This is a genomic window from Xanthomonas campestris pv. phormiicola (assembly GCA_025666215.1).
GTDB classification, from domain to species: Bacteria; Pseudomonadota; Gammaproteobacteria; order Xanthomonadales; family Xanthomonadaceae; genus Xanthomonas_A; species Xanthomonas_A campestris_A.
Genome location: CP102593.1, coordinates 452,196 through 466,333 on the forward strand (window position 1 = coordinate 452,196; position 14,138 = coordinate 466,333).

General features: G+C 67.1%; 13 protein-coding genes and 1 riboswitch. Of the genes, 7 read left to right on the forward strand and 6 right to left on the reverse strand.

Features of this window, described 5'->3' with window-relative positions; all coding sequences use genetic code 11:
• Positions 1–69: 69 nt before the first annotated feature.
• Positions 70–2,361, reverse strand: coding sequence for a 5-methyltetrahydropteroyltriglutamate--homocysteine S-methyltransferase (metE, locus tag NRY95_01800; protein UYC16743.1), 2,292 nt, complete (start codon positions 2,359–2,361; stop codon positions 70–72).
• A 212-nt stretch (positions 2,362–2,573) separates the two neighbouring features.
• A riboswitch (cobalamin riboswitch) is annotated at positions 2,574–2,827 on the reverse strand.
• 271 nt (positions 2,828–3,098) lie between these two features.
• Positions 3,099–3,989, reverse strand: coding sequence for a hypothetical protein (locus NRY95_01805; GenBank protein UYC16744.1), 891 nt, complete (start codon positions 3,987–3,989; stop codon positions 3,099–3,101).
• Between the two features lie 210 nt (positions 3,990–4,199).
• On the opposite strand from NRY95_01805, the gene NRY95_01810 reads away from it, so the two are divergent.
• Positions 4,200–4,388, forward strand: a complete 189-nt coding sequence (locus NRY95_01810) for a hypothetical protein (protein ID UYC16745.1) — start codon at positions 4,200–4,202, stop codon at positions 4,386–4,388.
• A 46-nt stretch (positions 4,389–4,434) separates the two neighbouring features.
• On the opposite strand, the gene NRY95_01815 is transcribed toward NRY95_01810, so the two are convergent.
• Both NRY95_01815 and NRY95_01820 read right to left on the reverse strand, forming a co-directional pair.
• The gene (locus NRY95_01815; GenBank protein ID UYC16746.1) at positions 4,435–4,722 is read right to left on the reverse strand and encodes an XRE family transcriptional regulator; all 288 of its coding nucleotides are present in this window, start codon (positions 4,720–4,722) and stop codon (positions 4,435–4,437) included.
• Positions 4,723–4,724: 2 nt separating this feature from the next.
• A complete protein-coding gene (locus NRY95_01820; GenBank protein UYC16747.1) occupies positions 4,725–5,051 on the reverse strand; it encodes a type II toxin-antitoxin system RelE/ParE family toxin in 327 nt (108 codons plus the stop codon).
• A 591-nt stretch (positions 5,052–5,642) separates the two neighbouring features.
• On the opposite strand from NRY95_01820, the gene dusA reads away from it, so the two are divergent.
• The 6 genes from dusA to NRY95_01850 all read left to right on the forward strand — a co-directional run bounded on the left by dusA (position 5,643) and on the right by NRY95_01850 (position 12,602).
• Positions 5,643–6,653, forward strand: a complete 1,011-nt coding sequence (gene dusA / locus NRY95_01825; GenBank protein UYC16748.1) for a tRNA dihydrouridine(20/20a) synthase DusA — start codon at positions 5,643–5,645, stop codon at positions 6,651–6,653.
• Between the two features lie 492 nt (positions 6,654–7,145).
• A complete protein-coding gene (locus NRY95_01830; protein ID UYC18466.1) occupies positions 7,146–7,412 on the forward strand; it encodes a hypothetical protein in 267 nt (88 codons plus the stop codon).
• 76 nt (positions 7,413–7,488) lie between these two features.
• The gene (locus NRY95_01835; GenBank protein UYC16749.1) at positions 7,489–8,172 is read left to right on the forward strand and encodes a response regulator transcription factor; all 684 of its coding nucleotides are present in this window, start codon (positions 7,489–7,491) and stop codon (positions 8,170–8,172) included.
• 85 nt (positions 8,173–8,257) lie between these two features.
• Positions 8,258–9,628, forward strand: a complete 1,371-nt coding sequence (locus tag NRY95_01840; protein UYC18467.1) for a sensor histidine kinase — start codon at positions 8,258–8,260, stop codon at positions 9,626–9,628.
• A 139-nt stretch (positions 9,629–9,767) separates the two neighbouring features.
• Entirely contained in the window at positions 9,768–11,348 is a 1,581-nt protein-coding gene (locus NRY95_01845) for a DUF1800 domain-containing protein (GenBank protein ID UYC16750.1), read from the forward strand.
• Between the two features lie 63 nt (positions 11,349–11,411).
• Positions 11,412–12,602, forward strand: coding sequence for a DUF1501 domain-containing protein (locus tag NRY95_01850; protein UYC16751.1), 1,191 nt, complete (start codon positions 11,412–11,414; stop codon positions 12,600–12,602).
• Between the two features lie 486 nt (positions 12,603–13,088).
• Here the strand turns inward: NRY95_01850 and NRY95_01855 are convergent, their stop codons facing one another.
• Positions 13,089–13,877: a zinc-dependent peptidase gene (locus NRY95_01855; GenBank protein UYC16752.1), complete on the reverse strand. Its 789-nt coding sequence runs from the start codon at positions 13,875–13,877 to the stop codon at positions 13,089–13,091.
• Complete coding sequence (locus NRY95_01860; protein UYC16753.1) at positions 13,844–14,116, reverse strand: hypothetical protein; 273 nt, start codon at positions 14,114–14,116, stop codon at positions 13,844–13,846. The genes NRY95_01855 and NRY95_01860 overlap by 34 nt, the downstream gene beginning before the upstream one ends.
• Positions 14,117–14,138: the final 22 nt, after the last annotated feature.

Here is a 14,138-nt window from a genome sequence, read left to right on the forward strand (position 1 = left end):
GCCGGGCACCGCTGTCGCTGCGATGCCCGGCGTGCAGCACGCCGGGCACCGTTGGCCTACGTCGATGACCTACGCCGCTTGCGCCTGCTGCGCGCGTAGCTGCCGCGCCGCGGCCACCATCGCTTCCAGCGCGCTGCGCGTTTCCGGCCAGCCGCGCGTCTTCAACCCGCAATCCGGATTGACCCACAGCTGCTGCGGATCCAGCACCGCCCGCGCCTTGTCCAACAGCTGCACCATCTCCTGCGTGCCGGGCACGCGTGGCGAGTGGATGTCGTACACGCCCGGGCCGATCGCGTTCGGATAGCGGAAGCGCACGAACGCATCGAGCAGTTCCATCCGCGAGCGCGAGGTCTCGATCGAGATCACGTCGGCATCCATCGCCGCCACCGCCTCGATGATGTCGTTGAACTCCGAATAGCACATGTGGGTATGGATCTGGGTGGCGTCGCGCACGCCGGCTGCGGCGATGCGGAAGCACTGCACCGCCCAGTCCAGGTACGCCTGCCAGTCGGCGCGGCGTAGCGGCAGGCCTTCGCGGATCGCCGGCTCGTCGATCTGGATCACGCCGATGCCGGCCGCCTCCAGGTCGCGCACCTCGTCGCGCAGCGCCAGCGCGATCTGCCGGCAGGTCTGCGCGCGTTCCTGGTCGTCGCGCACGAACGACCACTGCAGCACCGTCACCGGTCCGGTCAGCATGCCCTTCATCGGCTTGTCGGTCAGCGACTGCGCGTACTGGGTCCAGCGCAGCGTCATCGGCGCCGGCCGCTGCACGTCGCCGAAGATGATCGGCGGCTTCACGCAGCGCGAGCCGTAGCTCTGCACCCAGCCGTGCTTGGTGAAGGCGAAACCGTCGAGCTGCTCGCCGAAGTATTCGACCATGTCGTTGCGCTCGAACTCGCCGTGCACCAGCACGTCCAGCCCGATCTGCTCCTGCGCGCGCACGCAGCGTTCGGTCTCCGCGGCCAGGAACGCGTCGTACTCGGCATCGCCGAGCTTGCCGGCCTTGTGCTGCGCGCGCGCCTGCCGCACCTGCGCGGTCTGCGGGAACGAGCCGATCGTGGTGGTCGGGTAGGCCGGCAACCGCAATGCCGCCTGTTGCGCATCGCGCCGCTGCGGATACGGCGACTGCCGGTGGCCGGCATCCTCGCTCAGCGCCGCCACCCGGCGTGCGACCTCGGGCCGATGCACGCGCGCCGACGCGCGCCGCGTCGCCAGCGCCTCGCGCGCCGCGTCCAGCTCGGCCTGCGCATGCGGCAACTCGTGCACCGCGTCGGCCAGCGTGCGCAGCTCCTGCAGCTTCTGCCTGGCGAAGGCCAGCCAGGCGTACAGCTCGCGGTCCAGCGCCTTTTCCTGTTCCAGGTCCACCGGCACGTGCAGCAGCGAGCACGACGGCGCCAGCCACAGGCGTTCGAGGCCGACATGCCCGGCCGCGTAGCGCGCCAGGGTCAGCGCGTTGTCCAGCGGCGTGCGCCACACGTTGCGGCCGTTGACCAGTCCGGCCGACAGCACCCGGTCCGCCGGCAACGCCTGCAGCACCGCGTCCAGCTGCGCCACGCCGCGGACCAGGTCCACGTGCAGGCCGTCCACCGGCAGCGCCGCGGCCAGTTCCAGGTTGTCGCCCAGCTCGCCGAAATACGTGGTCAGCAGCAGCTTCGGCCGCGGTGCCTGGGCCAGGAACGCATAGGCGCGGCGGTAGGCGTCGCGCGCGGCCTCGTCCAGGTCCAGCACCAGCGCCGGCTCGTCGATCTGCACCCAGTTGGCGCCGGCCGCGTCGAGCTGCTGCAGCAGCTCGGCGTAGACCGGCAGCAGGCTGTCCAGCAGCGCCCAGCGATCGCTGCCGTCCACGGTCTTGGACAGCAGCAGGAAGGTCACCGGCCCGATCAGCACCGGCCGCGTGGTGATGCCCAGCGCCTTGGCTTCCAGGAACTCGGCCAGCGGCTTGTCGCCGCGCAGGCGGAAGTGCTGGCGCCGCGCCAGCTCCGGCACCAGATAGTGGTAGTTGGTGTCGAACCACTTGGTCATTTCCAGCGCGTGCAGGTCCAGGCCGTCCTCCTGCGAGCCGCGCGCCATCGCGAAGTAGCCGGCCAGCGGATCGGCATCGGCCAGCGCGCGGTAGCGCTGCGGAATCGCGTCGAACAGGAACGCGGTGTCGAGCATCGCGTCGTACAGGCTGAAGTCGTTGCTGGGCGGCAGATCCACCCCGGCTTCGACCTGCAGCCGCCAGTGCCGCTGGCGCAGCTGCCGCGCCGTGTCTTGCAGGCTTGCCTCATCCGTTTCGCGGCGCCAGTAGCTTTCCAGCGCACGCTTGAGCTCGCGCCGCGCACCGATGCGCGGGAAGCCCAGGTTGGTCACGATCGTCATTTGCGTTTCCTCATTGCGTTCATGGGCATTGAGGAACGAAGGAACCGCGCGCCGTCCGCCCGTTCGCACGGGACGCCCGCCACGCCAGCGACCTTCGCCCCCGCGGGCGAACCGGCGCCACGCGGGCAGGCGGAAGAGCGCGGCGCGGCGCAGGGCCACGGCACGGCTTCCGGCCGCCTCCCCGCGGAGGCGCCAGGTCGAATCGGAGGACGCACAGGTCCTCCGGCCGGGGCCGGTATTCGGGCTGATGGACGAGCGCACCGTGCCGGCTGCGCGCCTACTGTCCGCCGCTTCCCAGGCCGGCATGCGCCGGCCCAGTGCCATTGACGGAGGTCGTTTCCATTCACCGCTGCGGGGCAGCTCCGGAATGGGCAGGCGCTTGCGGCGCCGGCCGTCACCGGATTCCCGTTTAAATCCATCCCTTCATCCGAATGAAGCGATGGATACCTTCGGCGAGCGCACGATAGGCCGGATGCGGCGGCGGGTCAAGCGCCAGGTGAATGGAGGCTGATGTACAACTTGTATATGCATCCTGCTGCTGCACGCAATTCGCGCTAGCGAACGGGCATGTAGCTTGATGCATTGTGGTCCTCGAGGTCGGCTTGTCCCAAGCACTCCAAGTCTCGGCCTGTCAGATCAGTCAATGATCCTATAGATTGCATGGAGGAGCGGCTTCGGCGCCCTTGATGAGAACTTCGCTTTGTAACCGTTATAGGCAAGTTTCAGAAGTCGGCTGTTCATGAGCACTTCCCCAGCTCGCGTTTGATGTAGGCCTCGCTCAGCCGGTGCGTGAGTTCGATCAGGTTGATGATACGGCCTTGCTGATCTTGATCCGACCAGGGGAGAACCATGTCCCCGTGCATTGAGGAATTGCGGATGCGACTCCATGCGTCGATCTGGTCAGAAGTGACGATCCCTTGTTGCACCAGCGATTTCAGCGTCTTGGCGATGCCCTTCTTCTTGAATCCATTGAGATAGTCCAAGACTCTGTTGCGAAGGTTGCTGTCGCCTTTCCAATCCTTGACTACCTGCTTGAGGCTATCGACGTCGGTGGCTGCCCAGTCGGCCTTCCACTCTGCCTCGGAGAACATCATTTTCGCGATGCCTTCGACAGTGCTGGCCAACGTCATGCAAACGACCCAGTTGGAGCCCCTGCTTGCCTGTACGATCTCCCAGTAGTATCGAGTCAACGGATGTGCCTCGAAGTTTGGGTGGCCATCTGCGTCTCGAGCTGCGGCAACTATCGTCAGGATGTCGCGGTACAGGTTCCAAAAGCGCTCACCGGCTCCAAGCGGATCTTCGCGCAAGATGCTGGCCGTCAGCGTGGTGGCTGGTTCCCACGAGGATGGGCTGAACCTGATAAAGGCTCTGCCGTCGCCGAAATTCCGGGCGTACAGGCTTGGGGACACGATTTCACCTGGCAGGAGATTCAGAGGTTCGCTGAGCCAGTTTTCCAGATGCGGATGTGGGAAGTCTGGCGTAGTGTTCGCCACGGCCCAGACATGTTGATGCTCAGGTGACAGAAAGAACTCAATCTCTGCATCCAGCACATTGATGGTTCTAGTGCCTGAACTGCGCGACCAAAGAACCTGCTTGTCGCCCCGAAGCACGGTCTTGACCATGTTCATAGGCATCGGTAGCCGTAGAGACCGATCAAATATCAGCTCAACACCGCTCTTCTCGGCAACGCCGAAACCGCTGGCGTCTGTAGCAGGCTATGTATGGGGCCGGATAGCCGCCAGATGTTTGCGGCCTCTTCGCCCACAGTCAGCTCCCGACCACTCCGCTCCATCGTATGCGGTCGCATTGATCCTGAATTGGCGCTGGATGTCATGGGGATGCCTCTGCGCCTGGACTATCCTTTTGAAGGCATCGGATCCGTCTCGTGGAGTGCCGTGCATGACGAAGTAGATGCGCTTGTCGGAACCGACCTTGATATGCCCTGGTCCAGTAAAAACTGGCGGCTCATGGTCGCGCCCAAGGATCTCCATGCGCGGGCATTCAATCGTGACCGAACCCTTCAGTAGGCGATCGACCCATCGGGAGAGCGTGCGGACTGTCACTAGTTATCGATCAGGCAGCTTCAAGCTCGACGTGGACTTGCTGGCCCAGGGCGGCGGCGATGTTCACCAGCGCATCGAGCGAAAATCTAGAGATCCGACCACGCAGCAGGTCATTGATGCGTGGCTGAGTGATGCCGCACCTTTCAGCCGCAACAGCCTGCGTCCAGCCGCTTCCCTGGATCAGATAGGCGATCTTCCTCATCAGTTCGGCGCGGACCTTGAGGTTGGCGGCTTCCTCGGTGGTATCTGCAAGCGCATCCCAGACGCTGGTGAATCGGTCGGTCTTGGTCTTGCTCATGGTCATTTCCTGCTTAGCAGGGCGAAGCGTTGCTTCGCCAGGTCGATGTCGCGTTTCGAAGTGGCCTGCGTCTTCTTCTGGAAGGCATGAAGTACGTAGACAGCATCGGTCAATCGGGCCATGTAGATGACACGGTAGGCGCCAGTCTCGTCACGTACCCGAATCTCCTCGACGCCCTTGCCGATCGTCGGCATGGGTTTGAAGTCGTCCGGCTGCAGTCCGTGCTGTACGCGATCCAACTGGTATCCGGCATCTCGCTTCGCGTCGTCGGGGAACTCCCGCAGACGGTGCAGGGAGTCCCCCAAGAACTCGATTGGCCTGGCAGGCATGAATATATCCGTTTTGATATAAATGGCAAGTGAGTCATGAAGTGGCCTTGGTGGGGCGTTCCTCGACTTGCTCAGGCCGCAGGTGGGTGTACCTCTTCAAGATCGTCCAGGACTCGTGCGTGGGAACGGGGCGTTCCGAGACGTCTTTCCGTGCTCGGCCTCGTCAGCCGCAACACGTTCTCTGTGCGATTTCGTAGCCTTGAGGTCCACATTCTTGGTGCGTCTCCATGCGGGGGTTCCTCGATGTCTTTACGGTAGCACTCCAGTAGCCCGACTGACATCGAGCCTTTCTTAGAGGCTTGCTGCGGCATGCGTTGCTGTCCAACTGGGCCTTGCAGAGGCGCATTCATTCGGTTGCCAGTTGGCGGCGATCAAGGGTCTCCGGCTCGGAGTGGATGCGCTTGCTCTGCCGGTGGGGGCGGATCTGGGCCGTGTACTCTAGTGATCTGCCTTTGCAACCACCGCTGACGATTGTTCTCATGTGGCCGATGCTACATGGCCATTCTCGTAGCTCCAGCTTAGCAATGGGCACCCGAAAGCTCGCAAAATCGACCGATCATGAGCGTAACCAACCATCACGAAAATGTAGGCATGTCATTGGATCTGCGAGAGAAATCGCGCTATGAGGCGACCTTTCGTCTTTCGGTCGCCCCGATGATGGACTGGACCGACCGCCATTGCCGCGTGTTCCACCGGCTGCTGGCGCCGTCGGCGCGGCTGTATACCGAGATGGTGCACGCCAATGCCGTGGTGCTGGGCGACCGCGAGCGCTTGCTGGGCTTCGATGCGGTCGAGCATCCGCTGGCGCTGCAGCTCGGCGGCAGCGATCCGGCGCTGCTGGCGCAGGCGGCGCGGATCGGCCAGGAGTGGGGTTACGACGAGATCAATCTCAATTGCGGCTGCCCGTCCGACCGGGTCCAGGCCGGGCGCTTCGGCGCCTGCCTGATGCGCGAGCCGGCGCTGGTCGCCGACTGCGTGGGGGCGATGGGGCAGGCGGTGGACATCCCGGTCACGGTGAAGTGCCGGCTCGGGGTGGACCAGGACGACGATTACGCGGGGTTCCTCGCCTTCGTCGACCAGGTCGCCGCCGCCGGCTGCGGGCTGTTCGTGGTGCATGCGCGCAACGCATGGCTGCAGGGCCTGTCGCCGAAGGAGAACCGCGAGGTGCCGCCGCTGCGCTACGACTGGGCCTACCGGCTCAAGCGCGAGCGCCCGCAGTTGCAGATCGTGCTCAATGGCGGGTTGGCCGACGTGGACACGGCGCGGGCGCAGCTGGAATCGGTGGATGGGGTGATGCTGGGCCGCGCCGCCTACCACGATCCCTACGTGCTGCACCGGCTGGACGCGGCGCTGACCGGCGCCGCGCCGCGGCCGCGCGCCGAGCTGCTGCGTGCGCTGCGGCCGTATGTCGAGGCGCACCTGGCCGAGGGCGTCGCGCTCAAGCACATCGCCCGGCACCTGCTCGGCCTGTTCCACGGCCAGCCCGGCGGCCGCGCGTTCCGCCAGGTGCTCAGCGAGGGCGCGCACCGGCCGGGCGCGGACTGGGCGCTCCTGGAACAGGCGTTGCGCATGACCGAGGGGACACCGCGGGTCGCAGCGTAGTGGTGCACCGGCCGGCGGGCGGTTTGTCCTCCGCCAAGGCGCCCGGCGACCCAACGCAAGCTGTCCCGACCGACGCCACGCTTCCCTTTCGGATACGCGTTCAGTTACTTTGTTCAGCTTGCTGCGGCAGCCGACACCGCCGCAGCAGGGGCGGCAGATCGTTGCCGAGGCGGGGTCAGGCGCCGCTGGCGAGGGCCTGCCGGCGCGGTGCCGGGAGTTCATTTCACTGAACGCAAGCGGCCGCGGCGGGAAAAGTTCAGATCGGATTCACCCCGAAAAATCAAGAATTTGGCTCGATTTTGCGAAATCGCGGCACCGCTGCCGGGTGCCCTGTTTCACGACTTTTGAACGTTTCCGATCAGTCCGTTAGGATGCCACCTCGTGACCTCGCCCACTCTCCGCCGCTGCCGTACCACTGCCGTGATCGCGCTCGCGCTCATGGCGGTCGGCCATGGCTGGGCGCAGCAGCCCGGCCCGCCAGGCGTACCGCCGATGGCGCCGGCCCGAGAGGCGGCCCGGGCGCGCGACAACGGCAGCTCGCTGTCCGATGCGGTGCGCCGGGTGCAGCGGTCTACCGGTGGACAGATTCTCGGTGCCGAGCGTGTGCCGTTCGACGGGCGCGACATCAATCGCGTCAAGTACATGGATGGCCGCGGCCGCGTGCGCTACATGGACGATCCGCAGCCTGGCCGCGCCACGCCGCCGCGCGTGCCGCGCCCGAGCGACGCGCAGGAACCACCACGCGGCGATAACCCCTGAGCCCGGATAGTCTGGTTCAGCTTGTCATACACACTGCCCCGGCCGCCGGCCAACTGTAAGTCACTAGGGAGAGTTCATGCGTATCCTTCTGGTCGAAGACGAAGCTCCGCTGCGAGAGACCCTGGCTGCTCGCCTGAAGCGCGAAGGCTTCGCGGTGGATGCGGCGCAGGACGGCGAGGAAGGCCTGTACATGGGCCGCGAAGTGCCGTTCGACGTGGGCATCATCGATCTCGGCTTGCCGAAGATGTCGGGCATGGAGCTGATCAAGGCGCTGCGCGACGAAGGCAAGAAGTTCCCGGTGCTGATCCTCACCGCGCGTTCCAGCTGGCAGGACAAGGTGGAGGGCCTGAAGCAGGGCGCCGACGACTACCTGGTCAAGCCGTTCCATGTCGAGGAGTTGCTGGCGCGGGTCAACGCGCTGCTGCGCCGCGCCGCGGGCTGGAGCAAGCCGACCCTGGAATGCGGGCCGGTGGCGCTGGATCTGGCGGCGCAGACGGTCAGCGTCAGCGGCAGCAACGTCGATCTGACCAGCTACGAATACAAGGTGCTCGAGTACCTGATGATGCATGCCGGCGAACTGGTCTCCAAGGCCGACCTCACCGAGCACATCTACCAGCAGGACTTCGATCGCGACTCCAACGTGCTGGAAGTGTTCATCGGCCGTTTGCGCAAGAAGCTGGATCCGGACGGCGAACTGAAGCCGATCGAGACCGTGCGCGGTCGCGGTTACCGGTTCGCGATCCCGCGCACCGAAGGCTGATCCCACGCGCCTGCGACGAGCGACCGAAGGACGCGACAGCGTGGCGGCACGGCCCAAGTGGTACAAGCGCTGGCGCCCGCGCTCGTTGCAGGCGCGCCAGCTGCTGGCCGCCAGCCTGAGCCTGGTGGCGTTCCTGGCCGCGGCCGGCTATGCGCTGGACCAGGCCTTCGCCGACACCGCGCTGAGCAACCTGCGCGAGCGCCTGAAGAGCTACGCCACCGCCTACGCCAACAACGTCGACGTGGCGCGCGACGGCTCGCTGTACATCAACAACGACAAGCCGCCGCCGGACCCGCATTTCGACCGGCCGGGCAGCGGCCTGTACGCGCAGATCGTGCTGCCCAACGAACGCTGGATCTCGATGTCCAGCGAGGGCCCGCTGCCGCCCAGGGGCGGCATGCTCGAACCGCGCCAGGAAACCTTCGACGGCCCCTGGCCGATGACCCAGATCGACGGCAGCGAAGGCGAGGTCTACCGCTACGGCATCGGCCTGGCCTACGTGCGCCGCGACAAGGAAACCCCGGTCACCATCTACATCATGGAGGACACCCGCGCGCTGGGTGCGCAACTGCGCGTGTTCCGCGGCCGGGTATGGTTCAACCTCGGCGGTGCCGGGCTGATCCTGCTGCTGCTGCAGGCCTTCATTCTGCAATGGAGCCTGCGCCCGCTGCGACGGGTGATCAACGAACTGACCAAGGTGCAGCGCGGCGAAGCGGTGCGCATGGGCGATCGCCATCCGCGCGAACTGGAACCGCTGACCGACAGCATCAACGCCTTCATCGAGAGCGAGCGCGAGAACCTGGACCGCCAGCGCAACACCCTGGCCGACCTGGCGCACAGCCTGAAGACGCCGCTGGCGGTGCTGCGCACCCAGCTCGACAGCGGCACCGAAGGCCCGGAGCTGCGCGAGGAACTGGACGCGCAGCTGCGGCGCATGAACAACCTGGTGACCTACCAGCTCAGCCGCGCCGCTTCCAGCGGCCACAAGCTGTTCTCCGCGCCGCTGCCGATCGAACCCAACGCCGAGGAGATCGTGCGCGGGCTGGAGAAGGTGTACGCGGCCAAGGGCGTGCTGTGCGAGTTCGACATCGAGCCGAGCGCGCGCTTCCACGGCGAACCCGGCGACCTGCAGGAACTGCTCGGCAACCTGCTCGAGAACGCCTTCAAGTGGGCGCGGCGGCGGGTGCTGCTGAGCGTGCGTCCGGCCCCGGCCGCCGGCAGCCGCCGCGCCGGCCTGGTGATCTCGGTGGAGGACGACGGCCCCGGCATCGCGCCGGAGGAAGTGGCGCACATCCTGCAGCGCGGCGTGCGCGGCGACGAACGCGTGCACGGCCACGGCATCGGCCTGGCGATCGTGCAGGACCTGGTCAAGGGCTACCGCGGCGAACTGCAGGTGAGCCGTTCCGAGGAGCTGGGCGGCGCGCGCTTCCTGGTCACCATGCCGCCGGGACTGTAGCCGCACAGCGTCCGTGTGCTTCAGGTGAATCCCGCGCAAACGTCGCGGCGGCTTCCGACATCGGCTTAACGCCTGGCGCAGGCAGACGCGGATACTGCGCGAGTCGTCACACCCGGTTTTTCCGTCCAAGGAGTGCCGCATGCCCGAGCCCCGGCATCGTCCCGTATCGCGTCTGCGCGTGCATGGGCGCCGCGCGTTGCGCAACGCGCAGCGGCTGCTGCTGTCGCTGTTGCTGGTGCTGTTCACCGTGGGCGCCATCGCCGGCAGCCAGAAGGTGCTGGAGCGCGACGACGCGCGCTGGCTGCAATCGATGACCACCGGGCTGGACAGCGCCAGCATGTCGCAGCTGCAGCACGACGGACGCAAGCGCTTCCTGCGCGACCAGTTGCAGGCCTCCAGCGGCGACGACGCCCTGCCCGCCGCGGTGCGCACGCAACTGGACGGCTACGAGGCGTTGCATACGCCGGTGCAGGAGTTGCTCAAGCAACTGGACGCGCGCCAGCAGTACATCAAGGCGATGCCCGACGGCGAGGCCAAGATCGCGGCGAAGAAAGCACTGCAGCAGCGCGCCGATGCGCTGCTGGCGCAGGCGCGGCAGGCGCAGCTGCTGCGCGCGGTGTATTCGCGCGACCAGTTGCGCGAGCAGATGGTGTGGTTCTGGCTCAACCATTTCAGCGTGTTCGCCGACAAGGGCCGCCTGCACTGGACCGTCGCCGACTACACCGACAACGCGATCCGCCCGCATGCGCTGGGCAAGTTCTCCGACCTGGTGATGGCGACGCTGCAGAGCCCGGCCATGCTCGAGTACCTGGACAACGCGCAGAACGCCAAGGGCAAGGTCAACGAGAACTATGCGCGCGAACTGATGGAGTTGCACACGCTGGGCGTGGACGGCGGCTACAGCCAGCGCGACGTGCAGCAGCTGGCGCTGATCCTCACCGGCGTCGGCATCGCCCCGCCCAACCGCGATGCGCCGCCGAAACTGCCGCCGCCGCAGCAGGCGCAGTACCTGCGCCGCGGCGCGTTCGAATTCAATCCGGCGCGGCACCAGCCCGGCGACAAGACCCTGCTCGGCCAGCGCATCGCCGGCGGCGGTTTCGACGAGGTCCAGCGCGCGGTGCAGCTGATCGTGCGCCAGCCGGCCTGCGCACACTTCGTGTCGCGGCGCCTGGCCGAGTATTTCATTGCCGACGATCCGCCGCCGGCGCTGGTGGAGAAGATGGCGCGCGCCTTCCAGCGTAGCGATGGCGATATCGCCGACGTGCTGCAGGTGATGTTCACCGCGCCGGAAATGGCCGCCGGCGCGCCGCACAAGTTCAAGGATCCGTACCGCTTCCTGGTGTCGTCGCTGCGCCTGGCCTACGACGGGCAGACCCTCGTCAATCCGCAGCCGCTGCTGGGCTGGCTGAGCCAGATGGGCGAACCGACCTATGGCCGCATCACCCCCGACGGCTGGCCGCTGCAGTCCAGCGCCTGGAACAGTTCCGGGCAGATGGCGCAGCGTTTCGAGATCGCGCGGGCGATCGGCGGCGGCAATACGCAGCTGTTCACCAGCGACGGCCAGCAGCGCGGCGGCTTTCCGCAACTGACCACGCCGCTGTATTACCAGGCGATCGAGCCGCAACTCGGCGCGACCACCCGCCAGGCGCTGGCGCAGGCGCGATCGCAGCAGGAGTGGAATGCGTTCCTGCTGGCCTCGCCCGACTTCAACTACCGCTGATCCGGCCCATAGCGCCGGGCGCGGCGGTTGCCGCCACGCCCGGCGATCACGGAGGTCCATCCCATGCACCGTCGCCATTTCCTGTTCGCGTCCGCCGCCGCCGCGGCCAGTCTGCCGTTCGCCGGGCGCCTGTTCGCCGCGCCGGCACCCTCGCCGCGCCTGCTGGTGGTGTTCCTGCGCGGCGGCTACGACAGCAACAATCTGCTGATTCCCTACGCCAGCGATTTCTACTACGCGTCGCGGCCGACCCTGGCGATCGCGCGGCCGGATCCGGCCAACCCCAACAGCGCCATCGCGCTGGACACGCAGTGGGGCCTGAACCCGCGGCTGCGCGATACCTTGCAGCCGCTGTGGGACGACAAGCAGCTGGCATTCGTGCCGTTCGCCGGCACCGACGACCTGTCGCGCAGCCATTTCGAAACCCAGGACAGCATCGAGGCCGGGCAACCGGCCGGACAGCGCAGCGACTACCGCTCCGGCTTCCTGGCGCGGCTGTCGCAGGTGGCCACCGGCACCCCGGCGATCGCCTTCACCGATTCGCTGCCGCTGAGCTTCCAGGGCGGCGGCGACATTCCCAACCTGTCGCTCAAGCGCAATCCGACCCCCGCTTTCGACCAGCGCCAGGCCGGGATCCTGGCGCAGATGTACCAGGGCACGACCCTGGCCAGCGCCGCGCACGAGGGCCTGGCGCTGCGCCAGCAGGTGTCGCAGGCGTTGCAGGACGAAATGCAGCAGGCCAACCGCGGCGCCGCCAGCGCGCGCACCTTCGCCGAGGAGACCCGGCGCATCGCCACGCTGATGCGCGAGCGCTATCGGCTCGGCTTCGTCGATGTCGGCGGCTGGGACACGCACGTCAACCAGGGCAGCACCGACGGCACCCTGGCGACCAATCTCGGCAACCTGTCCGAGGGCCTGGCCGCCTATGCCGAGGCGCTGGGACCGGAGTGGCGCAATACCGTGGTGGTGGTGCTGTCCGAATTCGGCCGCACCTTCCGCGAGAATGGCGACAAGGGCACCGACCACGGCCACGGCACCACGTACTGGGTGATGGGCGGCGCGGTCAACGGCGGCCGCATCGCCGGCGAACAGGTCGCGGTGAGCAAGGAAAAACTGTTCCAGGATCGCGACTACCCGGTGCTGACCAACTACCGCGACCTGTTCGCCGGCCTGCTGAGCCGCATGTGGGGCCTGTCGCCGGCGCAGTTGCAGCAGGTGTTCCCGCAGGCGCATGCGCGGGATCTGCAACTGGTGTGAGGCGCGCGATGCGGCATTGCCGCACGCGCGGCGGCGGGCCGACTCGGCGCACCTGCAGAAACGGGCTTCAGTCCCCGGCGCTATCCGGCACCGTGATGTCTGCCACTGCGCCGGCCGCGGCTGAAGGGCACCTCCGATAACCTCGATTCCCAAAAATTGCACGTTGTGCGCATCAATGAATTGCGAGCGCTTTAGCCGGGTTTCTTGGGGTTGTTGGAGGTGCCCTGAAGTCGCTCCCACAGGGGCTTGCGGCAAGCTGGCTGGGTGCACTGACCCATCGTCGGATGCTGTGCGCCCGCTGCTTCGCTTGGCGCGGTTGAAGCCGCTCCTGCACAGACAGTAGCGAGCCAACTGGGTGCACTGTGGGAGGGACTTCAGTCCCGACAGCGTCCGCAGCCGCAGGGTTCACCGCTCCGATCGTCGCGGTTGAAACCGCTCCTGCAGGGCATTGGTCATGCCGTGGTCTGTGCGCCTATGACCGAGCGGTTACGCCGCAGCGAACGGAGAACGGCCATAGAAGCGTGCCAGGTGCGCGGCCACGTCCGGCATCTCGCGCTGCAACCGTTCCGGCGCGGAGAAGTGGTATTCGCTGACCACCGCGAAGAATTCTTCCGGCGCCTCGGCGGCATAGGCGTCGATCGCGCTGGCGCGGCCGCGGTCCACGCGCTTGCAGAACGCGTCGTAGCTGCGCTGGAAATCCGCGGCCCAGCGCCGCTGCCAGTCGCGCGGCAGCGGCGGGGTGCCGTCCAGCGCGCCGTCGAGCACGTCGAGCTTGTGCGCCATCTCGTGCACCGCCACGCAGTAGCCTGCATGCGGGTCGTCCAGGTCGGCCTGCACATCGGCCCAGGACAGGATCAGCGGGCCGCTGTCCCAGGATTCGCCGATCAGTTCGTCTTCCCACTCGTGCAGCACGCCGGCCGCATCGACATGGCTGCGCTGCACGCGGAACGCGTCCGGATACACCAGCACTTGCGACCAGCCGCGCAGGCCGTCGGCGCCGAACTCCAGCAACGGCAGGCAGCACAGCGCCGCCAGCACGGTGCGCTGCGCCGCATCCAGGGTCAGCCCGTGCAGCGGCGAGATGGTCTTGCGTTGCAGGAAGTGCGCGGCCAGCGTGCGCAGCCTGCGCTCGCGTTCGGCATCCAGCGCCGGCACCCACGCGCAGCGCTGCCGCACCCGTTGCCAGGTCGTGTCGTCGATCGCAACAGGCGCCGGTCGCAGCCAGCGCAACCAGCGTGGGATCAGCGGAACATCCCCGGCAGGAAGCTGTGCCACTTGGGCATGCGCAGGCGCGGCACCAGGTCGCTGTCGCTGCCGCCACCGCTCGGCGCGGCGGGCTTGGCCGCCGCGGCGGGCGGGCGCGCCGTCGAGGCCGGGCGCGCCTGGACGGCGTCCGCCTCGGTGGTGTCGGCGTAGACGCAGTCGTTGCGCTGCTTGTTCGTCAGCGCTTCGGACGCGTGGACGGCAGCCAGCGGGAGCAGCAGCAGGATCAGGCACGGCAGGAAGCGGCGCATCGTCGGCATCCAGGGCGAGCGG